The sequence below is a fragment of the Amorphus sp. 3PC139-8 genome (assembly GCF_040750475.1).
In the GTDB taxonomy this organism is placed as follows: Bacteria; Pseudomonadota; Alphaproteobacteria; order Rhizobiales; family Amorphaceae; genus Amorphus.
The window spans coordinates 152,015-173,095 of record NZ_JABJVY010000006.1 but is presented as its reverse complement, the minus strand read 5'-3'; the positions used below and the strand labels follow the sequence as shown (position 1 = coordinate 173,095).

The 21,081-nt window shown below is 64.7% G+C and carries 22 protein-coding genes; 16 read left to right on the top strand and 6 right to left on the bottom strand.

All coding sequences use genetic code 11. From position 1 onward, the window contains the following. Positions 1-29: 29 nt before the first annotated feature. From HNS03_RS08250 to paaG, 4 genes are all read right to left on the bottom strand, one after another. Positions 30-623: a TetR/AcrR family transcriptional regulator gene (locus HNS03_RS08250; RefSeq protein ID WP_367194424.1), complete on the bottom strand. Its 594-nt coding sequence runs from the start codon at positions 621-623 to the stop codon at positions 30-32. Positions 624-669: 46 nt separating this feature from the next. Then, positions 670-1,980: a phenylacetate--CoA ligase PaaK gene (gene paaK, locus HNS03_RS08245; RefSeq protein ID WP_367194423.1), complete on the bottom strand. Its 1,311-nt coding sequence runs from the start codon at positions 1,978-1,980 to the stop codon at positions 670-672. A gap of 170 nt (positions 1,981-2,150) precedes the next feature. Further along, positions 2,151-2,606, bottom strand: a complete 456-nt coding sequence (gene paaI / locus HNS03_RS08240; RefSeq protein WP_367194421.1) for a hydroxyphenylacetyl-CoA thioesterase PaaI — start codon at positions 2,604-2,606, stop codon at positions 2,151-2,153. 11 nt (positions 2,607-2,617) lie between these two features. Further along, positions 2,618-3,415 (bottom strand): 2-(1,2-epoxy-1,2-dihydrophenyl)acetyl-CoA isomerase PaaG, encoded by a 798-nt coding sequence (paaG, locus tag HNS03_RS08235; protein ID WP_367194419.1) that lies wholly within the window; start codon positions 3,413-3,415, stop codon positions 2,618-2,620. Positions 3,416-3,627: 212 nt separating this feature from the next. Between paaG and paaN the strand changes: the two genes are divergently transcribed. From paaN to HNS03_RS08205, 6 genes are all read left to right on the top strand, one after another. Beyond that, on the top strand, positions 3,628-5,295 hold the full coding sequence (gene paaN / locus HNS03_RS08230) for a phenylacetic acid degradation protein PaaN (RefSeq protein WP_367194417.1): 1,668 nt from the start codon (positions 3,628-3,630) through the stop codon (positions 5,293-5,295). A 145-nt stretch (positions 5,296-5,440) separates the two neighbouring features. After that, positions 5,441-6,604, top strand: coding sequence for an ABC transporter substrate-binding protein (locus tag HNS03_RS08225; RefSeq protein ID WP_367194416.1), 1,164 nt, complete (start codon positions 5,441-5,443; stop codon positions 6,602-6,604). A gap of 257 nt (positions 6,605-6,861) precedes the next feature. Continuing rightward, positions 6,862-7,734, top strand: a complete 873-nt coding sequence (locus HNS03_RS08220) for a branched-chain amino acid ABC transporter permease (RefSeq protein ID WP_367194414.1) — start codon at positions 6,862-6,864, stop codon at positions 7,732-7,734. A 3-nt stretch (positions 7,735-7,737) separates the two neighbouring features. Continuing rightward, positions 7,738-8,682, top strand: a complete 945-nt coding sequence (locus HNS03_RS08215) for a branched-chain amino acid ABC transporter permease (RefSeq protein WP_367194412.1) — start codon at positions 7,738-7,740, stop codon at positions 8,680-8,682. Then, complete coding sequence (locus HNS03_RS08210; protein WP_367194410.1) at positions 8,679-9,467, top strand: ABC transporter ATP-binding protein; 789 nt, start codon at positions 8,679-8,681, stop codon at positions 9,465-9,467. The genes HNS03_RS08215 and HNS03_RS08210 overlap by 4 nt, the downstream gene beginning before the upstream one ends. Further along, entirely contained in the window at positions 9,454-10,161 is a 708-nt protein-coding gene (locus HNS03_RS08205) for an ABC transporter ATP-binding protein (protein WP_367194408.1), read from the top strand. Before HNS03_RS08210 ends, HNS03_RS08205 begins: the two co-directional genes overlap by 14 nt. Before the next feature lie 170 nt (positions 10,162-10,331). Here the strand turns inward: HNS03_RS08205 and HNS03_RS08200 are convergent, their stop codons facing one another. Together HNS03_RS08200 and HNS03_RS08195 are read right to left on the bottom strand one after the other, a co-directional pair. Beyond that, positions 10,332-11,045 (bottom strand): uracil-DNA glycosylase, encoded by a 714-nt coding sequence (locus tag HNS03_RS08200; protein ID WP_367194406.1) that lies wholly within the window; start codon positions 11,043-11,045, stop codon positions 10,332-10,334. A 4-nt stretch (positions 11,046-11,049) separates the two neighbouring features. Then, complete coding sequence (locus HNS03_RS08195; protein ID WP_367194405.1) at positions 11,050-11,649, bottom strand: NYN domain-containing protein; 600 nt, start codon at positions 11,647-11,649, stop codon at positions 11,050-11,052. A 337-nt stretch (positions 11,650-11,986) separates the two neighbouring features. Between HNS03_RS08195 and rpoZ the strand changes: the two genes are divergently transcribed. The 10 genes from rpoZ to recO all read left to right on the top strand — a co-directional run bounded on the left by rpoZ (position 11,987) and on the right by recO (position 21,046). Continuing rightward, the gene (rpoZ, locus tag HNS03_RS08190) at positions 11,987-12,373 is read left to right on the top strand and encodes a DNA-directed RNA polymerase subunit omega (protein ID WP_367194403.1); all 387 of its coding nucleotides are present in this window, start codon (positions 11,987-11,989) and stop codon (positions 12,371-12,373) included. Between the two features lie 272 nt (positions 12,374-12,645). Beyond that, complete coding sequence (locus HNS03_RS08185; protein ID WP_367194401.1) at positions 12,646-14,811, top strand: bifunctional (p)ppGpp synthetase/guanosine-3',5'-bis(diphosphate) 3'-pyrophosphohydrolase; 2,166 nt, start codon at positions 12,646-12,648, stop codon at positions 14,809-14,811. A 138-nt stretch (positions 14,812-14,949) separates the two neighbouring features. Next, positions 14,950-15,531, top strand: coding sequence for an orotate phosphoribosyltransferase (pyrE, locus tag HNS03_RS08180; RefSeq protein ID WP_367194399.1), 582 nt, complete (start codon positions 14,950-14,952; stop codon positions 15,529-15,531). A 275-nt stretch (positions 15,532-15,806) separates the two neighbouring features. Next, complete coding sequence (locus HNS03_RS08175; protein WP_367194398.1) at positions 15,807-16,310, top strand: DUF2062 domain-containing protein; 504 nt, start codon at positions 15,807-15,809, stop codon at positions 16,308-16,310. Positions 16,311-16,317: 7 nt separating this feature from the next. Then, a complete protein-coding gene (locus tag HNS03_RS08170; RefSeq protein ID WP_367194396.1) occupies positions 16,318-17,097 on the top strand; it encodes a pyridoxine 5'-phosphate synthase in 780 nt (259 codons plus the stop codon). Next, positions 17,094-17,516: a holo-ACP synthase gene (gene acpS, locus HNS03_RS08165; RefSeq protein WP_367194395.1), complete on the top strand. Its 423-nt coding sequence runs from the start codon at positions 17,094-17,096 to the stop codon at positions 17,514-17,516. Before HNS03_RS08170 ends, acpS begins: the two co-directional genes overlap by 4 nt. Positions 17,517-17,687: 171 nt before the next feature. After that, the gene (lepB, locus tag HNS03_RS08160; RefSeq protein ID WP_367194393.1) at positions 17,688-18,440 is read left to right on the top strand and encodes a signal peptidase I; all 753 of its coding nucleotides are present in this window, start codon (positions 17,688-17,690) and stop codon (positions 18,438-18,440) included. After that, entirely contained in the window at positions 18,437-19,159 is a 723-nt protein-coding gene (gene rnc, locus HNS03_RS08155) for a ribonuclease III (RefSeq protein WP_367194391.1), read from the top strand. The genes lepB and rnc overlap by 4 nt, the downstream gene beginning before the upstream one ends. Continuing rightward, positions 19,137-20,066, top strand: coding sequence for a GTPase Era (gene era / locus HNS03_RS08150; protein ID WP_367194389.1), 930 nt, complete (start codon positions 19,137-19,139; stop codon positions 20,064-20,066). Before rnc ends, era begins: the two co-directional genes overlap by 23 nt. A gap of 239 nt (positions 20,067-20,305) precedes the next feature. Beyond that, positions 20,306-21,046 carry a DNA repair protein RecO gene (gene recO / locus HNS03_RS08145; RefSeq protein ID WP_367194388.1) on the top strand — a complete coding sequence of 247 codons (741 nt, stop codon included), beginning with the start codon at positions 20,306-20,308 and terminating at the stop codon, positions 21,044-21,046. Positions 21,047-21,081 lie beyond the last annotated feature (35 nt).

Genomic DNA, 21,081 nt, shown 5'->3' with positions numbered 1-21,081 from the left:
GTTTCCGGACGGCGCACCGGGGGGCACGCTTAACCGAGGGCCTTGGAACCGGCGACGATCAAGCGCGCGGCGATGGTCGCATAGTCCTGCCGGCTGACGGGTCCGTCGGGTCGGAACCAGAGATAATGCCAGTTGAGCATTCCGAACAGGGACATCGTGACCGGCTTCAGACGGGTCGGATCGCGGGCGAGATCGGGATTGGCCGCAGAGATCGCGCCGGCGAAGACGTCGACGAGCTGGCGTTCCATCTGCTTCAGCGCATCTTGCTTGTCTGCAGGCAGCCGGCCCAGATTGTTGATCTGAACCTTATGCTCGGCGTCGGCATCCCGGTAAGCCTCCAGGATCGCCGTGCACAGTCCGACCAGCCGTTGTTCCGGGTTACCGGTGTCCGGCACGGCCGAGACCGCCGCCACGAGGTCCTGCAGATGGGCCTCGATGACGTCGAACAGCAACTGCTCCTTGTTGGCGTAGTAGTGATAGAGCAACGCCTTGGAAAATCCGCACGACAGCGCGATCTGGTTCATCGAGGCGCCGTCGAAGCCGGTCTCGGCGAAGGCCTGGGCCGCCGCCGACAGGATCGCGTTGCGCTTGTCGTCGTAGTCGACCGCACGCGGGCGGGCCATCGTCGCGTTCCTTCAAGCTCGTCCCTGCAGCCGACGGCGTCTTGGTCTACGCCTTCGGGCGCCGGTCGATCACGCGCCGGGCCTTGCCCATGGAGCGCTCGACGCCGCCGGGATCGGCGACCACGATACGGGTCGAGACGCCGATATTGTTCTTGATGTGGGCCTTCAGCTCCGCAGCCTGGGATGCGCGGGTCGCTTCGTCGGCAAGGCCCTCTCTGGCTTCCACATGGACGGTGAGCTCGTCCATCCGACTTTCCCGAGTTACCTCGATAACGTAGTGCGGGGCAAGACCGCTGCAGCGCAGCAACTGCTCCTCGATCTGGGTCGGGAACACGTTCACGCCGCGAATGATCAGCATGTCGTCGGAGCGGCCGGTGATCTTCTCCATCCGGCGCATGGAGCGTGCCGTGCCCGGCATGAGCCGGGTCAGGTCGCGGGTGCGGTAGCGGATGATCGGGAGCGCTTCCTTGCTCAGCGAGGTGAAGACCAATTCGCCGACCTCGCCGTCGGGGACGGGCATGCCGGTGACCGGATCGATCACCTCCGGATAGAAATGATCCTCCCAGATGTGCAGGCCGTCCTTGGTTTCCACGCATTCGTTGGCGACACCCGGACCCATCACCTCCGACAGGCCGTAGATGTCGACGGCATGCAGGTCGAACGCGGTCTCGATTTCCTGGCGGACCGCATTGGTCCAGGGTTCGGCGCCGAAGATGCCGACCTTCAGCGACGACGCGGCCGGATCGATGCCGCGATGACGGAACTCGTCCAGGATCGCCAGCATGTAGGAGGGCGTCACCATGATGATCTCGGGCTGGAAATCCTCGATCAGCTGGACCTGGCGCTCCGTCATGCCACCGGACATGGGCACCACGGTGCAGCCGAGCTTTTCCGCGCCATAGTGGGCGCCGAGGCCGCCGGTGAAGAGCCCGTAGCCGTAGGAGACGTGCACGATCATGCCCGGACGTCCGCCCGAGGCGCGGATCGACCGGGCCATCACGGTCGCCCAGACGTCGATGTCGTGCTGGGTGTAGCCAACCACGGTCGGCTTGCCGGTCGTACCCGACGAGGCGTGCACGCGGACCACCTGTTCGCGCGGCACGGCGAACATGCCGAAGGGATAGTTGTCCCGCAGGTCCTGTTTGCTGGTGAACGGAAACTTCGCAAGGTCCTCCAGCGACTTGAGGTCGTCGGGGTGCACTCCCGCAGCCTCGAAACCGCGGCGATAATGCGCGACGTTGTCGTAGGCATGCTTGAGCGACCATTTCAGCCGCTCAAGCTGCAGGGCGGAGATCTCGTCGCGTGAGGCAACTTCGATGGGATCGAGAATGTCTCGGGTGGGGCTGAGGTCCAGCATGGCGTCGTCTCCCTGGATCACGGCGCGTCCGGGTCGACCCGACCCGAACGCGAAACCCGTGATTGATGCTCGTTCGTTGGAGCGTCGCGGGCGGTTTTTGGTTTGACTGGGCCCGCTTGCCCGGCCACGCGCGCAAAAGCGCGATGCGGCCTATTGGATTCGACCACGTGTCAGGATGACGGGTCGTTTGGTCCGTCTTTGTCGTGACCGAGAAGGCGGCCCGAAATCGTCCGCGACTGGCCGCGAAATTCCGCGACCGTCGTACCGGTCTGGTCGGCGACCGTGATGTCGTAGATGCCCGAGCGGCCTTCGCGCCAACGCTCCGCCGCCGTCGCCGTCAACACGTCGCCGAGCCTGGCGGATTTGACGAAGCTGATGGCGCAGCTCTGCGCCACGGTGCGCTGGTCGTAGGTGTTGCAGGCGAAGGCGAACGCGGAATCGGCCAGCAGGAAGATGTAGCCGCCGTGGCAGATCGCGTGGCCGTTCACCATGTGGTCCTGAACCGGCATGGTCAGCACGGATTTTCCCGGCTCGACCGAGACGATCTCCATGCCCTGGCCGCGCGAGGCCTTGTCCTCCGCCCACATGGCATCGGCACAGGCGCGGGCGATCTCGGTTGCGTCCATCGCCGCCGTCCTCACCCCTTGCGGCCGGAGAAGGCCGGAGTGCGCTTTTCCATGAAGGCGCGGACGCCCTCGGCGTAGTCCGGATGGCGACCGGCCTCGCGCTGGGTGTCGCGCTCCAGATCGAGCTGGGTGTCGAGATCGTTGGTCTCAGAGGCGTTGAGCAGACGCTTCTGGAGGGCGAGGCCGTCGGTCGGCGCATTGGCGAAGCTCTCCGCCATCGCGGTGGCCTCTCCCATCAGTGCGTCGTCGTCGACGGCCTGCCAGATCATGCCCCAGTCGGCGGCGGTGTCGGCATCGACTGGCGTCGCGGTCAGACACAGCGCGCGGGCCCGGGCCATGCCGATCAGGCGCGGCAGCACCCAGGTGCCGCCGGAATCCGGGATCAACCCGATCTTGGCGAAGGCCTGGATGAATTTCGCCGATCTAGCCGCAAGCACGATGTCGCAATTGAGCGCGATGTTGGCGCCGGCGCCGGCGGCGGTGCCGTTGACTGCGGCGAGCGTCGGAAAGGGCAGGCCGCGCAGCCTGCGGATCAGCGGATTGTAGAAAGTCTCGATGGTGCGGCCGAGATCCGGGGCCTCGCTCCCTTCCGGACGGACCCGGTCGGACAGATCCTGGCCGGCGCAGAAGCCGCGACCGGCACCGGTGAGCACAAGCGCGCGGCAGGCGAGGTCGGCTTCCGCCTCCGCCAGCGCTTCGGCCAGCGCGACATGCATCGCTTCGTTGAAGGAATTCAGCTTGTCCGGCCGATTGAGCGTAATCAGCCGATATCCCTCGCGAACCTCGGTGAGGACCGGGGTCTCGTCCATGGCGTGTCTCCCAAATCAATGGCGATCATCGGAGCGACCGGCATAGCACGCCGGCGGCCCGTGCCGCTTCTCGTCCGAAAATCAGTACTTGACTGACCGGACGGTTAATCAATTAGTATGGCTCAAAAGCCGGGCTGTCAACGCGATCGGTGTCGTTGCGGACAGGCGGCCGATCGCCGGAGTTGGAAGCCGGCGGCGCATGGGAGAGAGACATGTCGGAGTTGTTCGATCGCCATCGCGAGACCCTCGAGCGTGCCGTGGAAGCGGCGCACAGCCGAGGCTATTGGACGCCCTATCCGGAGATGCCGTCCGGCAAGATCTATGGCGAAAGCGCGAAGGCCGATGGGGAAGCTGCTTTCCAGGCGCTCCTGAACGCCCCGTTCGATCTGGATCAGCCGACCACTGGCGGCCGGGTCGGCAAGGAAGAGAGCCCTTACGGCTTCGCGCTCGGCACGACCTATCCGGCTGTCGACCCCTCCGCCCTGGTTGCCGCGGCGAAGGCGGCCGGCAAAGCCTGGGGCGCGGCTTCCGTGGAGACCCGGGTGGGGATCTGCATGGAGATCCTGGACCGGATCAACAAGCAGTCCTTCCTGATGGCGAATGCCGTCATGCACACCTCCGGCCAATCCTTCATGATGGCCTTTCAGGCTGGCGGACCGCACGCCCAGGATCGCGGGTTGGAAGCCCTGGCCTACGCCTATGACGAGATGCGGCGTGTGCCCGGTGCGGCGCGTTGGGAGAAGCCTCAGGGCAAGAACCCGCCGGCCGTGCTGGACAAGACCTTCAAGATCGTCCCACGTGGCGTGGCGCTGGTGATCGGCTGCGCGACCTTCCCGAACTGGAACTCCTATTCGGCCTATTTCGCCGATCTCGCCACCGGCAATTCGGTCGTGGTGAAACCGCATCCGATGGCGATCCTGCCGCTCGCGCTGACAGTGAAGATCACCCGCCAAGTCCTTGCCGAGCAAGGCTTCGACCCGAATGTGGCGACGCTCGCTGCGGACGAGCCCGACGCGCCGATTACCCAGGCGCTCGTGACCCATCCCGACATCGCGATCATTGATTTCACCGGCTCGCGCGCCTTCGGCGAATGGATCCGGACCAATTCGGACGGCAAGCAGGTCTTCACCGAGGAGGCGGGTGTCAACTCGGTGGTGGCGCTCTCCACGGACTCCTTCAAGGGCATGTGCGGCAACATCGCGTTTTCGCTGTCGCTCTATTGCGGCCAGATGTGCACGGCGCCGCAGAACATCTTCGTGCCCCGCGAAGGCATCCAGACAGATGATGGCCACAAGAGCGTCGACGAGGTCGCGGCCGGCATCGCGGCCGCGCTGGACAAGCTGCTTGGCGATCCCGACCGGGCGATGGGTATTCTGGGCGCGGTCCAAAATCCCGACACGCTCGCCCGCATCGAAGCGGCGCGCGCGCTCGGCAAGGTGGTGCACGACTCCGCGCCGGTAACGGGTGGCTCGGTGCCCGAAGGGGCGCGGACGGCCACGCCGCTGCTGGTCCAGCTCGATGCGGCGGACGAGGCGGCCTATTTGGAGGAGCGGTTCGGTCCGATCGCGTTCGTGATTGCCACCGATGGCGCAGACGATGCCATTCAGCGGGCAGCCGGCGCCGCCAAGACCAAGGGCGCGATCACTGCCTCGATCTATTCCACCGATACCGGCGAGCTGGAAGCGGCCGAAGCGGCCTTTGCCGATGCCGGCGCGCCGCTCTCGGTCAATCTGACTGGACAGATCCTGGTCAATCAGTCGGCGGCCTTCTCCGACTATCATGTCTCTGGCGCAAACCCGGCGGGCACGGCCTGCCTAACCGATGCGGCGTTCGTCGCCAACCGGTTCCGGGTCGCCACTGTGCGCCGGCAGGCGGCCTGAGGTCACGATAGCAAGATCAACGGCCGCGGGCAAAGAGGACCCAGGGCCGGAACCCGCATCCTGCGGCAATAAGAGGTTCGAGCGGAGCGAGGGCAGAAAGCTGATCCCGATCCGCTTCAGGACGACAAACATGGGAGGAAATCGAATGAGAACGCTTCGTCGCGTGACGCGTGTGGCGGCTGCCTCGGTGGCCGCACTTGCGATCGGTTTGACGGCGGCAGCCGCCGAAGAGCCGATCAAGATCGGGTCGGTGCTGGCCGTGACCGGACCTGCGTCCTTCCTGGGAGATCCGGAGAAGAAGACGCTGGAGATGTATGTCGACAAGGTCAACGAAGAGGGCGGCGTGCTCGGTCGCCCGTTGGAACTCGTGATCTACGATTCCGGCGGCGACCCGAACAAGGCGCGCACCTTCGCCACTCGTCTGATCGAGGACGACGAGGTCACCGCGATCGTCGGCGGTGCGACCACAGGAACCACCATGGCGATGGTGCCGCTGGTGGAGGACGCCGAGATCCCGTTCATTTCGCTCGGTGGCGCCGTGGTCATCACCGACCCTGTCAAGAAATTTGTCTTCAAGACGCCGCACACCGACAGGATGGCTTGCCAGAAGGTCTTCGAGGACATGAAGGCCAACGGCTACACCAAGATCGGCATGATCTCCGGCACCGGCGGGTTCGGAAAGTCGATGCGCGAGCAGTGCCTCGACGTGGTCGGCGACTACGGTATCGAGGTGATTGCCGACGAGACTTACGGCCCCTCCGACGCCGACATGACGCCGCAGCTTACCAAGATCAAGAACACCGACGGCGTCCAGGCGGTGATCAATCCCGGCTTCGGCCAGGGCCCGGCGATCGTCACCCGGAACTATCGCCAGCTCGGGATCGATGTGCCGCTCTACCAAAGCCATGGCGTCGCCTCCAAGAGCTTCATCGAGCTCGCCGGAGACGCGGCGGAGGGCGTGCGCCTGCCGGCCGCCGCGCTGCTGGTTGCCGACAAGCTGCCGGACGACGATCCCCAGAAAGAGGTCGTGGTCGGTTACAAGACAGCCTACGAGGACGGCACGGGCGAGCCTGTCTCGACCTTCGGCGGTCATGCCTATGACGGCCTGATGATCCTGGTCGATGCCATCGAAAAGGCGGGCTCCACCGATCCGAACGCCGTGCGCGACGCGATCGAGGAGACCTCCGGCTTCGTCGGCACCGGCGGTGAGGTCAACATGAGCCCGGACGACCACCTCGGCCTCGACGTCTCGGCTTTCAAGATGCTGGAGATCCGCGACGGCGACTGGGTCATCGTCGGCGAGAATTGATCTTCGCTCGGCCAAAGCGAGCGTCCGCCGGCCCGACGCGGCGGACGCTTCCTTCCTTCGTTTGGATTGCGACGCATTCGAGAGCCGTTCCGCTTTTCGCGGACGAGCAGATCGGCTCCAACTCATTGTTTTAACGCGTTTCCGGACGGCGAACCGGTTTCCATGTCGCCAGGAAACGCTCCAGGGGCAGTCTCTCGCTGCCAGTTCGGGCGGGCCGCTTAAGGCGCGCTCGCGTCCCGGCGGCGTGGGCGGATACTATGGCTGAATTTCTGCAATTTGCGTTTTCGGGTCTGACGGTCGGTGCGGTCTATGCGCTCGTCGCGCTCGGCTTCACGCTGATCTACAACGCCTCCGACGTGGTGAATTTCGCCCAGGGCGAGTTCGTCATGATCGGCGGTATGGCGACTGTGGCCATCGCGTCGGCCGGCGTTCCGCTGCCCGTCGCGGCGGTCGCCGCGATCGTGGTCGCGATCGCCGTCGGCTTGCTGCTGCACCGGCTTGCAATCGAGCCGGCACGCGGCGCGGACGCCGTCACACTGATCATCATCACCATCGGCGCCTCCATTTTTCTTAGAAGCGCGGCGAGCTTCGTCTTCGACAAGCAGTTCCACACGCTGCCCCCCTTTACCGGCGACACCCCAATCATTTTCGGGGGCGCCGCGATCCTGCCCCAGAGCCTGTGGGTGCTCGGCGGCGGTATGGTGATCGTGGTGTGTCTCTGGGTCTTTCTCAGCAAGACCCTGCTCGGCAAGGCGATCCTGGCGACAGCCGCCAATCGGCTCGCCGCCAAGCTGGTCGGCATCAACACCAGTTATGTCGTGGGCTTGTCCTTTGCCGTCTCCGCCGCGATCGGCGCGCTCGCCGGCATCCTGGTCACGCCGATCACGCTGACGCGCTACGATGTCGGCACGCTGCTGGCGCTCAAAGGGTTCGCCGCCGCCATGGTCGGTGGCATGGGCAGCCCGATCGGCGCGATCGTCGGCGGATTGCTTATCGGCCTCCTGGAGGCCTTCGGCGCCGGCTATATCTCGTCGGACTACAAGGATGCGATTGCCTTTCTCGCCATCCTGGCGGTGCTGTTCTTCATGCCCACCGGCCTGTTCGGCCGCGCCAGCGTGGAGCGGGTCTGACCGATGGCGCGCATCTTCTCTCATCCGCTGGCCGTGCCGGCTCTGATCGCCGCGATCGTGCTCGCCTGCGGCTTCGGGCTCGGCTCCAACTTCTATCTTCGGGTTGCCACGCTTGTGTGGATCTCCGCGCTCGCCGCGATTGGGCTGAACCTGCTCATGGGCTTTGCCGGGCAGGTCAGCCTTGGCCATGCGGGCTTCTTTGGCATCGGAGCCTATGCTACGGCCGTGGCTCCGAACGTGTTCGGGATATCGCCGCTGTTGGCGCTCGTGCTCGGGCTGGTCGCGGCCGCCGTGATCGCGCTTCTCGTTGGCCGACCGATTCTGAAGCTGAAGGGCCACTATCTGGCGGTTGCCACGCTCGGTTTCGGCATTCTGGTAGCGATGGTGCTTTCCAATGAATCCGGCCTCACCGGCGGGCCGGATGGCATGACGGTGGCTCGTCCGGTCCTGTTCGGGGTCAAGATCAAGGGCGTCGACAACTGGTATTGGATCTCGGGCGCGGTGTTGGTGCTCGGCGCATGGCTGGCGCTCAATCTGGTCAACTCGCCGACGGGCCGGGCGCTGAGGGCTTTGCACGATTCCGAGGTCGCCGCTCGCGTCGCCGGTATCGACGTCGCCCGCTACAAGGTGATCGCCTTCATCGTCTCCGCCGTCTACACCGCGCTTGCCGGCGGGATGCTGGCGCTTTTCAATGGTTTCATAACGCCCGACGTGGCGGGCTTCATGCACTCCATCGAGTTCGTGGTGATGGTGGTGCTCGGCGGCATGGGCTCGATCTTCGGCTCGGTCGTTGGCGCGGCGATCCTGATCGCACTGCCCCAGGCGCTCTCCGCCTTTCAGGAATATGAGCATCTCGCGCTCGGCTTCATCCTGATGGTGTTCATGATCTTCCTGCGCAAAGGCATCGTGCCGAGTCTCGTCGCACTCATTGCGAGGGGGGCGAAATGACCGCGCTTCAAGTATCCGAAATCGGCATCGACTTCGGCGGCGTGAAAGCGGTCGATTCCGTCTCCTTCACGATCGAGGAAGGCCAGATCTTCTCTATCATCGGCCCGAACGGCGCCGGCAAGACCACGCTGTTCAACTTGATTTCCGGGGTCTATCTGCCGAAGGTGGGCCGGGTCGCGCTGTTCGACGAGGACGTGACGGGGCTGGCGCCGAACCGGCTGGTGGCGCGCGGCCTGTCGCGCACCTTCCAGAACCTGCAGATCTTCTTCCGCATGACGGTCGCGGAAAATGTCATGGTTGGCCGGCATTTGAGAGAGGCGCGGGGCGTGGTGCCGCATCTTCTGTCGCTGCCGTCGGTCGTGCGCCAGAACCGGGAGAGCCGACGGGAGGCGCTGCGCCTTCTGGAGCGCATCGGGCTTGTGGGGCGGGCCGACGATCTGGCGGCAAATCTACCGTACGGCGCGCTGAAGCGGTTGGAGATCGCCCGCGCGCTCGCCACCGAACCGAAGGTCCTGCTGCTCGACGAGCCGGCGGCCGGCTGCAATCCGCGCGAGACGGAAGAGATCGAGCATCAGATCAAGGAGATCGCCGACAGCGGCGTCACCGTGGTGCTGGTCGAGCACGACATGAAGCTGGTCATGCGGATTTCCGACCGCATCCATGTGCTCGATTACGGCCGAACGCTTGCGGAAGGCGAGGCGGAGGCCATCCGCACCAATCCGGAGGTGATCAAGGCCTATCTCGGAACCCATGGCGCGGAGGAGGCGGCCCGTGCTCGAGGTTGAAACTCTGATTTCCGGCTACGGCCGGATCGAGGCGTTGCACGGCGTGTCGGTCTCGGTGGGCGCCGGCGAGATCGTAACGTTGGTCGGCGGCAACGGGGCGGGCAAGACCACGCTGCTCAGAGCCATTTCCGGGGTGCAGCCGGTCACTGGCGGTCGCGTCGCATTCGAAGGCGCGGACATCACCCGGGTGCCGGCCCACAAACGGATTTCGCTCGGCATCGCCCAGGTGCCGGAAGGCCGGCAGATCTTCGCGCCGCTCTCGGTGGAGGACAATCTCCGGCTCGGCGCCTATCGCAGCAAGGAAGGCCGCAATACGGTCCAGTCCGACTTGGGCCGAATTTTCGAGATGTTCCCGATCTTGGCGGAACGCCGGCGCAACCCGGCGGGCGGGCTTTCGGGTGGCCAGCAACAGATGCTGGCGATCGGACGCGCGCTGATGGGCCGGCCGCGTTTGCTGCTGCTCGATGAGCCCTCGATGGGGCTGGCGCCGATCCTGGTGGATCAGATCTTGGAGGCGATCGTGACGCTGCGCAAAGCCGGCGTCACCGTGTTCCTTGTGGAGCAGAACGCGTACGCCGCGCTCTCGATCGCCGATCGGGGCTATGTGATCGAGACTGGCGCGATCGCCAAGGAGGGGAGCGGCAAGGCGCTTATTGAGGACCCGGCCGTTCGCGAGGCGTATCTGGGGGTTTAACTACTCGCCGGATCGGGCGATCCCCGAATTCGGCTACTTGTTCCGCTCATTCCCGCGAAAGCGGGAATCCATAGGGCAGTTCCATGACGCGTCTGGTTCGCGGCTTGGCCAAATCTCCAACCATTTACGCCCACCCCTGAACTCGATTGCCTCGGCTCGCTACCGACTCACTATGGATTCCCGCTTTCGCGGGAATGAGCGGAGGTTTTGGTGAGGGCGGAGGTTCCAAGATCCCCGACGATGCGCTTAAAAACGCTCTCAAACATCTCCGCCGTCAGCCGGCCGGTGTTCGTGTTGTAGCGGGAGCAGTGGTAGCTGTCGTAGAGGCGGGGGGCATCCGGCAATTGATGCACCGTGCCGTGGGCGAACTTGTGCCGGGCGGGCCGGTCGCCAAGGGCTACGATGGTGGCATCGTGCGCGATCTTGCCGAGCGCCAGGATCGCGGCAAGCTTTGGATGCGCGTCCATCGTTGCCGACAGGAAGGGCAGGCAGGTGCGGATTTCCATCGGCAGCGGCTTGTTCTGTGGCGGGACGCAGCGCACCGCGTTGGTGATGGCAGCCCCCGTTAGTGCCAGGCCGTCATCCGGATCGGCCCGGTAGGTGCCAGTCGAAAAACCGAACTTGTCGAGGGTGGCGTAAAGCAGGTCGCCGGCATAGTCACCGGTGAACGGCCGGCCGGTCCGGTTGGCCCCCTTCAGGCCCGGCGCGAGCCCGACGATCAGAAGCCGCGCCTCCGGATCGCCGAAGGTTGGCACCGGCGCGTTGAACCATTCCGGCGCCATCGCCCGGTTTTCGGCCCGAAAGTCCGCCAGACGCGGGCAGAGCGGGCAATCGTGTCCCGGATCCGGGATGTTTGCCGGAATGACGGCCACCTGAGCGGACACAGCCTTACAGATCGTCCTGATCGGCCGTTTCGCGGGGGTGGCGATCGGCCCGTTCGGCGGCGCGCGCGGCGCGCTCGGCCGGGTCGCGGCCCACTTTGGCTTCCAGGTCGACCAGGTCGAGGAAATGGTCGGCCTGACGGCGCAAATCGTCGGCGATCATCGGCGGCTGGGTCTGCAGTGTCGAGACCACCGACACCTTGCGGCCGCGTCGCTGGATCGCCTCGACCAGGCGGCGGAAGTCGCCGTCGCCGGAAAACAGGACGACATGGTCGACATGCTCGGCCATCTCCATGGCATCCACGACGAGCTCGATGTCCATGTTGCCCTTCACCTTGCGCCGTCCGTTCTGGTCGTAGAACTCTTTGAGCGGCTTGGTGACGACGTTGTATCCGTTGTAGTCCAGCCAGTCGACCAGCGGCCGGAGCGTCGAATACTCCTGGTCTTCAATCATCGCGGTGTAATAATACGCCCGAAGTAGAAAGCCTTTGGAGTTGAATTCTTTCAGAAGGCGGCGGTAATCAATGTCGAAGCCAAGCGCTTTGGCGGTTGAATAAAGATTGGCGCCGTCGATAAACAGCGCGATACGCTCGCGATCGTCAAACATGGGAAACGCTTTCTATATGTACGCGGAAACCGGGCGCAGTACTCTACGTTGAAATGCAGGAGCGGATAAAAATGCAGGTCCGATGTCCGCCGGCCTGCTTTTGAGCGGCGGCTAAAATAATGAAAAGAGGCCGACGCGTTCGAATCGAACCTGTATTTTTCGTGACATATTCCACTTGAAAATCATCTGCAAGACGATGCCCGAATTATCCCCCAAGAGGGGCGGGTCAACGTATGTGGGGTCGACGTTCCGAAAACGCTACTTCCTCATCTTGCAATTGAACCACGCAAGCTGATATTTCCATCGGTTTCCCCGGACGGAATAGGAGTAGTGTCCCATGGCCCGCGTGACGGTCGAAGATTGTATCGACAAGGTCGATAACCGGTTCGAGCTGGTTTTGCTCGCAAGCCATCGGGCGCGGATGATTTCCAGCGGTTCGCCGATTTCGGTCGATCGCGACAACGACAAGAACCCGGTCGTGGCGCTTCGCGAGATCGCGGACGAGACCGTGAACACCGGCGTTCTCAAGGAAGAGCTGATTCATTCGCTGCAGAAATATGTCGAGGTCGACGAGCCGGAGGCCGAAGCCGTGCCGATGATCGCAGCCGACGCCGGCGGCGCGAGCGAGGACGAGGTCGACCTGACGTTCAACCGGATGAGCGAGGAAGAGCTCCTGAAGGGTCTGGAAGGCATGGTGCCGCCCGACAAGAGCGACGACCTCTAAGGCGAGCGGAACGACGGGGGCGACCTCTGCCGTCGCCCCGTCTTCGACCTGCCATCGATCAGACTGCCCGGACGGCCGTCGGGGGGCCGCCGGGTTCCGGAGCGTTTCGCGCACCCAGCCCGGGATTGCGCGACGTTCTCAAGATCCAGGATCGATCGGGAACGGGCCATCGCCGTGCGCGGCCGGTGGCCCTTCAGTTCTGGCGGCTGTGAGGAGCGCTTAGGGCTCTCGCGGCTCCCAGCCCCGTCGATGTTCGGGGCGTGCGGCCACCCATGATGCGACAATACGAACTCGTCGAGCGCGTGAGCCGGTACAATCCAGCCGCCGACGAGGGGCTTCTCAACAAGGCCTATGTCTATGCCATGCACAAGCATGGCAGTCAGACGCGTGCCTCGGGCGATCCGTACTTCTCCCATCCTCTGGAAGTCGCTGCGATCCTGACCGATCTCCGGCTCGACGATGCGACCATCGCGGTCGCGCTCCTGCACGACACCATCGAAGACACTGATGCCACCCGTGCCGAGATCGACGAGATGTTCGGTGCGGAGATCGGCAAGCTCGTCGAGGGCCTGACCAAGATCAAACGCCTCGACCTGGTGTCGAGCAAGGCCAAGCAGGCGGAGAATTTCCGCAAACTGCTGCTGGCGATCGCCGACGACGTGCGGGTGCTTCTGGTCAAGCTCGCGGATCGGCTGCACAACATGCGCACGATCCGCTACGTGCCGCCGCACAAGCGCATCGCGGTCGCGGAAGAGACCATGGAGATCTATGCCCCGCTCGCCGGACGCATGGGTATGCAGGAAATCCGCGAAGAGCTGGAGGACCTCGCCTTCAAGGTGCTCAATCAGGAAGCGAGCGCTGCGATTTCCGCCCGGCTGGAAAGCATGCGCGGGCGCAACAGCGGTCTGATCCAGGAGATCGAGGAAGACCTGACCGAGCGGTTGGCGGAAGAGGGGATCGCCGCCATCGTGGCCGGCCGGGAGAAGCGACCCTATTCGATCTTCCGTAAGATGCAGCGCAAGTCGGTCAGCTTCGAGCAGCTTTCCGATCTCTACGGCTTTCGCGTCATCGTCGACGACGTTACCCAATGCTACCGCGTGCTCGGGATCGTCCACACCACCTGGCCGGGGGTGCCGGGCCGGTTCAAGGACTATATCTCCACCCCGAAGCAGAACGACTATCGCTCGCTTCACACCACCGTGGTGGGGCCGAGCCGTCAGCGCGCTGAACTCCAGATCCGCACCCACGCTATGCACCGGGTGGCCGAATACGGTATCGCCGCGCACGCCCTATACACCGACCGGGAAGGCGGTGGGCGCAACATCGCCCGGCTGACCGCCGACAGCCGCGCCTACGAGTGGCTGCGCCACACCATCGATCTTCTGTCGGAAGGCGACAGCCCGGAAGAATTCCTCGAAAACACCAAGCTGGAGCTATTCCACGACCAGGTGTTCTGCTTCACGCCGAAAGGCCGCCTGATCGCGTTGCCCCGCGGGGCAACGGCCATCGACTTCGCCTATGCCGTGCATACCGACGTCGGCAACACCTGTGTGGGATGCAAGATCAATGGTCAGATCATGCCGATCATGACCGAGCTGAAGAATGGCGACGAGGTCGAGATCATCCGCTCCAAGGCCCAGCGGCCGACCGCTGCGTGGGAATCCCTCGCGGTGACCGGCAAGGCGCGCGCGGCGATCCGGCGCGCCACCCGTGAAGCCTCACGCCAGCAATATTCCGGGCTCGGTCGCCACATCGTGGAACGCGCCTTCCAGCGCCTGGCGCGCACCGTGACGCCGGAGCAGTTGAATCTCGCCGTCAATCGGCTCGGCCAGGCGAGCGTGGAGGATCTCTTGGCGGCCGTCGGGCGCGGGGAGCTGTCCTCGCGCGAAGTGGTCAAGGCCGTGGATCCGACAGCCGAGGTCGATGGCGAGCCGAAGCCGGTGAAGAAAGCCGCCAAGCGCAAGCCGGCGGCCAAGGAGGCGCCGTCCTCGCTTCCGATTCGCGGCCTGCGCGGCGATTTTCCGGTTCGCTTCGCCCCGAACGTGGGAGCCGTGCCCGGCGATCGGATTGTCGGCATCATGACGCCGGGCGAGGGGGTGACGATCTATCCGATCCAGTCGCCCGCGCTGAAGGAGTTCGACGACCAGTCGGAGCGTTGGCTGGATGTGCGCTGGGATATCGACGAGGACAATCCTCAGCGCTTCCCGACCCAGATCGTTGTGGCGGCGATCAACGAGCCCGGTTCGTTGGCGTCGATCGCCCAGGTCATCAGCGACAACGACGGCAACATCGACAACATCAAGATGATCCAGCGGGGAGACGACTTCCACGATATGATCATCGATCTGGAAGTTTTCGACCTGAAGCATTTGACGCGGATCATTCAGCAGCTTCGCGGCCTGCCGGTGATTTCCGATATCCAGCGCGTAAGCGGGTAGCGGCGGTCTGTCTTCTGCCGTCGCGCCGCCTGAGGCCTGGAATGGCCGCGCGATCTGTGGGAAAGCGTGACGCGCGACGCGAACCGGCAATGCTCTGCTGCCGGCCTTGTTCCTTCGAACCGAAAGGTGCAGTTCAGCATGACCCGCGACGAGGTCCTCGACATCTTCCGTGAGTGCGGTGCGATCCTGGAAGGGCACTTCGTGCTCACCTCGGGCCTCCATAGCCCGGTTTTCCTGCAGAAAGCGCGGGTCTTTCAGTATCCCGACAAGACCGAGATTCTGTGCAAGGCGCTGGCGGAGCGCGTGCGCGCGGAGGTGCCGGGCGGGATCGACCTGATCGTTTCGCCGGCCGTCGGCGGTATCGTACCGGGCTACGAAACCGCGCGTCATCTCGGCGTACGGGCGGTTTGGGTGGAGCGCGAGGACGGAGAGTTCCGCTTGCGGCGGTTCGAGATTCCGAAAGGCGCGCGCGTCATGATCGTGGAAGACATCCTGTCCACGGGACTTTCCATCCGCGAGACCATGGCGGCGGTGGAGAAGCTTGGCGCGAACGTGGTGGCCTGCGGCGTGCTGGTGGATCGCTCCGACGGCGAGGTGGACGTGGGCGTGCCGCTGGTCGCGCTGGCGGGCTACAAGGTGCCGGCCTATCCCGCCGACCAGCTTCCGCCAGAGCTTGCGGCGCTGCCGGCGGTGAAGCCCGGAAGCCGGGGACTTGCGTAAGGCCGCTGGGCGCGCCACTTGCCTTGAGCGGATCTTCCGATCGGCCGGTGCCGGCGGCTGAAATCAGGCAAATGCGAATTTTGCCTGAAGACGGTCACGATGCTGTGGATTCCTTCAACAACAATCAACATCTCTGCGCCTAGAGTTGAATGCGCAGCCGAACCAGCCGACGGGCACGCCGTTTTTAGACCATGATTTTCAGTCGCCGCGAAAAACCGGGATTGAAGGAACGCCTCCGCGTGGCCCTCTGGCCGCGGCGCTCCTGGGGCCGTTCGATGCGCTATTTCCGCAAGCGCGTCATGCGGCTGTCGGCCTCGCCGCATGCCATCGCGGCAGGGGTGGCGGCAGGCATGTTCGCCTCCTTTACGCCCTTCGTCGGTTTCCATTTCATTTTGAGTTTCGTGGTCGCGTTCCTGATCGCCGGCAACCTGATCGCCGCCGCGCTCGGAACGGCAATCGGCAATCCGCTGACTTTCCCGCTGATCTGGGCGGCGTCCTTCGAAGTCGGGCGCACGGTCCTCGGCACACCGTTGCCGTCGGCAAACAGCGCGGTCGCCGCGGCAGATATGTCGTCGGGGCTGTTTGCCAAGTCGTTTGAATCCATCTGGCCGGTAATCGTGCCGATGGTGGTGGGCGGCGCCATGCTGGGCCTGGTCGTGGGCGCGATCGGCTACGTCGTCACCCGCTACGTGGTCTCTGCCTACCAGACCGCCCGGCGCACCCGGTTCCAGGCGCGCCTGGAGACCCTGCGCGCGCAGAAGACCAGCCTGGAGTCGTAAGGCGGATATGGTTTTGGAAACGGTGCGGCCCCTGCGCCTCGGCGTCAACATCGACCACGTGGCGACGCTTCGCAACGCGCGCGGCGGGCGTGATCCCGACCCGCTCCGGGCCGCGCAAATGGCGATTGATGCCGGCGCCGACGGCATCACGGCGCATCTGCGCGAGGACCGTCGCCATATCGTCGACGCGGATATTGCGCGCCTTGCCCACGAAATCGCTCGGCCGCTCAATCTGGAAATGGCGGCGACCGACGAGATGGTCGCGATCGCGCTGCGCACCGCCCCCCATGCCGTGTGTCTGGTGCCGGAAAATCGGGCCGAACGCACCACGGAGGGTGGCCTCGATGTGGTCGGCGGAGAAGCGCGCCTTGCCGTTCCGGTCGGGCTGATGCGCGACAGCGGCATCCGCGTTTCCCTGTTCGTCGAACCCGATCCGCGTCAGCTCGATGTCGCTCGCAAGCTCGGCGCCGCCGTCGTGGAGCTGCATACCGGCCGCTACTGCGATCTGGTTGCCGCCGGAGATGGCGAGGCGGCCGAGGCCGAACTGCGCCGCCTGACCGAAGCCGCCGCCTATGGCGAGGAAATCGGCCTGGAGGTTCATGCAGGGCATGGGATTTCCTTCGAGACGGTCGCTGCGATTGCCGCCGTTCCTCAGGTGGTGGAATTGAACATCGGTCACTTCTTGGTGGGCGAGGCGGTGTTCGTGGGGCTTGCCACTGCGATCGGAGAAATGCGAGCGCGCATGGACGCGGCGCGGGCCGAAGCCGCTGCGGGAGAGCGACCGTGATCATCGGCATCGGGTCCGACCTGATCGACATTCGACGGATCGAGAAGACGCTTGAGCGGTTCGGCGATCGCTTCGTGGAGCGCGTCTTTACCGAGGTGGAGCAGGCGCGCTCGGATCGCCGGGCGAACCGCGCCGCCTCCTATGCCAAGCGGTTCGCGGCCAAGGAGGCTTGCTCCAAGGCGCTCGGGACCGGCATCCGTATGGGCGTGAAATGGCGGGAAATGGGGGTGGTCAACCTGAAGACCGGCAAGCCCACGATGGAGCTTCATGGCGACTCCGCCCGCCGGTTGGCGCAGCTGACCCCCGCGAACCACATTGCAACCATCGATTTGACCATTACCGACGAATGGCCGCTCGCCCAGGCCTTCGTCATCATCTCCGCATTGCCGGCGCCGAACGATGATCCGGCCGGCCGCTGACGCTCCCGTTTCGAAGCGGTGCGTTGCGCCTCTCCGGTCGACCCGATATCAAGACGTGGGGATCGCGGCGGGACGCCTGCTCGAATTCGAATCGGCTCGGCCGAAATTGCAGTATTGAAATGACCGTGCCGGCCTGGATTGAGGTCGGCCCCAGCCACACCCAAGGACCCGATGAGCGTGACAAGCGAAAAAACCGCGAAGCAGGGCGGCCTCTACGAGACCGTGAAGGTTGTCGTTCAGGCGCTTTTGATTGCGCTGGTTATTCGAACGTTCCTGTTCCAGCCCTTCAACATCCCGTCGGGCTCGATGATGGACACGCTCCTGGTCGGCGACTACCTGTTCGTGAACAAGTTCAGCTACGGCTACAGCCGTTACTCGTTTCCGTTTGGGATCGCGCCGTTTTCCGGTCGCGTCCTGGCTTCGACGCCGGAGCGGGGCGATGTCGCCGTCTTTAAGCTTCCCGCCGACAATTCGACCGACTTCATCAAGCGGGTGATCGGCCTTCCCGGCGATAAGATCCAGGTCACCGACGGCACCGTCTACATCAATGGCGAGCCCGTGCAGCGGCGTAAGATCGGCGATTTCGTCGACACCGACGAGAACGGCAAGACGATCCGCATTCCGCGCTACATCGAGACCTTGCCGAACGGCGTCTCCTACGAGGTGCTCGACGCCGACGAGCATGGCTTCTGGGACAACACCCGCGTCTACGAAGTGCCGCCCGGCCACTATTTCATGATGGGCGACAACCGGGACAACTCCGCCGACAGCCGCGTCCTCAACTATGTCGGCTACGTGCCGTTTGAGAATTTTGTCGGGCGGGCCTCGATCATCTTCTTCTCCATCAAGGACGAGGCACCGGTTTGGCAGGTCTGGCGCTGGCCGTGGGACGTGCGGTGGGGTCGGATCTTCAATACCCTATGAGCGCACACGCCGGAGATCCGTTCGACGCGGTCGAAGCGGTTCTCGGACATCGCTTCCAGGATCGCTCGCTTCTCGCGACCGCCTTGACCCACGCCAGTGCGCTGACATCCTCGGCCAAGGCGATCGACAGCTATCAGCGGCTGGAGTTTCTGGGCGATCGGGTGCTCGGCCTGGCGGTCGCGGCCCTGATCTACCAGGCCTATCCGGAGGCGGAAGAAGGCGAGCTCGCCCAGCGCTACAATCAGCTCGTGAAGGGCGCGACCTGCGCCGAAGTGGCCAAGGACTGGGGGCTGGACCGGGCGCTGAACTTAAGCGCCGGCGAGGCCCAGGCAGGCGGGCGGCGTAAGACGGCGATCCTTGCCGATGTCTGCGAGGCGGTGTTGGGCGCGCTTTTTATCGACGCCGGATTTGAGACCGTGCGCGCCGTCGTGGTGCGCGATTGGGAGCCGCGAATGCGGCGGGCGGCGACTCCGATTCGGGACGCGAAAACGACGTTGCAGGAATGGATTCAAGGCCGGGGCGGCCCGACGCCGATTTATCGGCTGGCCGGACGCAGCGGGCCGGATCATCAGCCACGGTTCGTGGTCGAGGTGGCGGTCGCGGGGCTTGAGGACGGGGTCGGCGAGGGCGGTTCGAAACGCGAGGCGGAACAGAACGCCGCGCGCGCTGTCCTGATGCGCGAAGGAGTTTGGAGGGATGACATCGGTGGACGAAGCTGAGGGCGGACCGAAGCCGGCGACCCGCTGCGGCATCGTCGCGCTGATCGGCGCGCCGAACGCCGGCAAGTCGACGCTCGTCAATGCGCTTGTCGGGATGAAGGTCTCGATCGTCACCCACAAGGTCCAGACCACCCGGGCGGTGGTGCGCGGCATCATGCTGGAAGGCGACACCCAGGTCATCCTGGTGGACACGCCAGGCATTTTCGCGCCGCGCCGCCGGCTCGACCGGGCGATGGTGAAGACCGCCTGGGGCTCTGCCCAGGATGCCGATCTGGTCTGTCCGTTGATCGACGTTAAGCGCGGCCTCGACGAAGCGGCGGAAAAGATCCTGGCGGGGCTGGAGAATATCCGCCGTCCGAAATGCCTGATTCTCAACAAGATCGATCTGGTGCCGAAGACCGATCTCCTGGGGCTGGCGCAAGAGGCTAACGCGCGCGCGTCGTTCGACGAGACGTTCATGATCTCCGCCCAATCCGGCAGCGGCATTCCAGCGCTGAAAGAGGGGCTGTGCCGCCGCATGCCGGAAGGGCCTTGGCTTTATCCGGAGGATCAGATTTCCGACCTGCCGGAGCGAATGCTTGCAGCCGAAATCACCCGCGAAAAGCTGATGCTTCGCCTCCACGACGAGTTGCCTTATGCCTCGACGGTCGAGACGGAGCAGTGGAAGCGGCTGCGCGACGACAGCGTGCGCATCGAGCAGACCATCTACGTGGAGCGGGAAAGCCAGAAGAAGATCGTGCTCGGCCAGGGCGGCCAGACGATCCGCGCCATCTCCCAGGCCGCGCGCGCCGAAATCGCGCATATGGTGGAGCGGCCGGTGCATCTCTTCCTGTATGTGAAGGTGCGCAGCCGCTGGGCCGACGATCCCGAGCGCTACCGCGAGATGGGGTTGGACTTTTCGAACTGAGTTTGCAGGAGAAACTCCGCTCATTCCCGCGAAAGCGGGAATCCATAGTGAGTTGGCGGTAGAGCACGGTCTCCGGCCACGCAGTAACCTGTCGGAAGACGGTTCGCGCACGGCGAAAGAGTTGCGTCTCACTTGATAGGCCCTATGGATTCCCGCTTTCGCGGGAATGTCCGGAGTGAACATCTTCGGCCATAGCCCTTGTCGCCGATGGCGGGACCTTGCGGAGATCGAGCTAAACCATGGAATGGCGGGACGAGGGGATCGTGCTTTCCACCCGCGCGTTCGGTGAGACGAGCGTGATCCTCGACGTGCTGACCAAGGCCCATGGTCGTGCCTCCGGGCTGGTGCGCGGGGGGCGGTCGCGACGATTGCGGCCGGGGCTGCAGCCGGGCAATTCCCTGGACGTCACCTGGCGGGCGCGCCTTGACGACCAGCTCGGAAATTTTGCCGTGGAAGTAGCGCAGTCGCGCGCCGGCCGGCTGATGGAAACGGCGACCGGCACCTTCGGCATTCAGGCGGCTGCGGGGCTCCTGCGCTTGCTGCCCGATCGCGACCCGCATCCGCGCCTCTATGAAGCGCTCGGCCTCATGCTGGACCATCTCGACGAGCCGCGCGCGGCCGGCGCGATCATGGTGCGTTTCGAACTCGCTTTCCTGGAGGAGGTGGGGTTCGGGCTGGATCTGGCGAGCTGCGCGGCGACCGGCGTAACCGCCGATCTCGTTTGGGTCTCGCCACGCACGGGTCGCGCCGTCAGTCGTGAGGCGGGCGCGCCCTATGCCGACCGACTTTTGACGCTGCCGGGCTTTCTGTCGGGCGGGGAGAGCGCCACTCCGGCCTCGCCGGTGGAGCTGCGCGCCGCCTTCGACCTGACCGGCTATTTCCTGGAAGTCTGCCTGCTCGGACCGGCCGACAAGACGTTGCCGGCCGCGCGCCAGCACTTCGTCTCCGCCGTCGCCCGAGGTCTAGGCGCGAACCATTGAATTCCAGGGTGGCTGCGGGTTTGCGGGCGAATCAC

What these genes read in the sequence shown, in the direction of transcription:
- rnc (WP_367194391.1), top strand. Translation starts at nt 18,437, where the DNA reads ATGAGCGCACACGCCGGAGATCCGTTCGACGCGGTCGAAGCGGTTCTC.
- HNS03_RS08250 (WP_367194424.1), bottom strand. Translation starts at nt 623, where the DNA reads ATGGCCCGCCCGCGTGCGGTCGACTACGACGACAAGCGCAACGCGATC.
- recO (WP_367194388.1), top strand. Translation starts at nt 20,306, where the DNA reads ATGGAATGGCGGGACGAGGGGATCGTGCTTTCCACCCGCGCGTTCGGT.
- era (WP_367194389.1), top strand. Translation starts at nt 19,137, where the DNA reads ATGACATCGGTGGACGAAGCTGAGGGCGGACCGAAGCCGGCGACCCGC.
- HNS03_RS08175 (WP_367194398.1), top strand. Translation starts at nt 15,807, where the DNA reads ATGCGCTATTTCCGCAAGCGCGTCATGCGGCTGTCGGCCTCGCCGCAT.
- HNS03_RS08225 (WP_367194416.1), top strand. Translation starts at nt 5,441, where the DNA reads ATGAGAACGCTTCGTCGCGTGACGCGTGTGGCGGCTGCCTCGGTGGCC.
- paaI (WP_367194421.1), bottom strand. Translation starts at nt 2,606, where the DNA reads ATGGACGCAACCGAGATCGCCCGCGCCTGTGCCGATGCCATGTGGGCG.
- HNS03_RS08195 (WP_367194405.1), bottom strand. Translation starts at nt 11,649, where the DNA reads ATGTTTGACGATCGCGAGCGTATCGCGCTGTTTATCGACGGCGCCAAT.
- rpoZ (WP_367194403.1), top strand. Translation starts at nt 11,987, where the DNA reads ATGGCCCGCGTGACGGTCGAAGATTGTATCGACAAGGTCGATAACCGG.
- HNS03_RS08170 (WP_367194396.1), top strand. Translation starts at nt 16,318, where the DNA reads ATGGTTTTGGAAACGGTGCGGCCCCTGCGCCTCGGCGTCAACATCGAC.
- paaK (WP_367194423.1), bottom strand. Translation starts at nt 1,980, where the DNA reads ATGCTGGACCTCAGCCCCACCCGAGACATTCTCGATCCCATCGAAGTT.
- paaG (WP_367194419.1), bottom strand. Translation starts at nt 3,415, where the DNA reads ATGGACGAGACCCCGGTCCTCACCGAGGTTCGCGAGGGATATCGGCTG.
- lepB (WP_367194393.1), top strand. Translation starts at nt 17,688, where the DNA reads ATGAGCGTGACAAGCGAAAAAACCGCGAAGCAGGGCGGCCTCTACGAG.
- HNS03_RS08185 (WP_367194401.1), top strand. Translation starts at nt 12,646, where the DNA reads ATGATGCGACAATACGAACTCGTCGAGCGCGTGAGCCGGTACAATCCA.
- pyrE (WP_367194399.1), top strand. Translation starts at nt 14,950, where the DNA reads ATGACCCGCGACGAGGTCCTCGACATCTTCCGTGAGTGCGGTGCGATC.
- HNS03_RS08220 (WP_367194414.1), top strand. Translation starts at nt 6,862, where the DNA reads ATGGCTGAATTTCTGCAATTTGCGTTTTCGGGTCTGACGGTCGGTGCG.
- paaN (WP_367194417.1), top strand. Translation starts at nt 3,628, where the DNA reads ATGTCGGAGTTGTTCGATCGCCATCGCGAGACCCTCGAGCGTGCCGTG.
- HNS03_RS08210 (WP_367194410.1), top strand. Translation starts at nt 8,679, where the DNA reads ATGACCGCGCTTCAAGTATCCGAAATCGGCATCGACTTCGGCGGCGTG.
- HNS03_RS08215 (WP_367194412.1), top strand. Translation starts at nt 7,738, where the DNA reads ATGGCGCGCATCTTCTCTCATCCGCTGGCCGTGCCGGCTCTGATCGCC.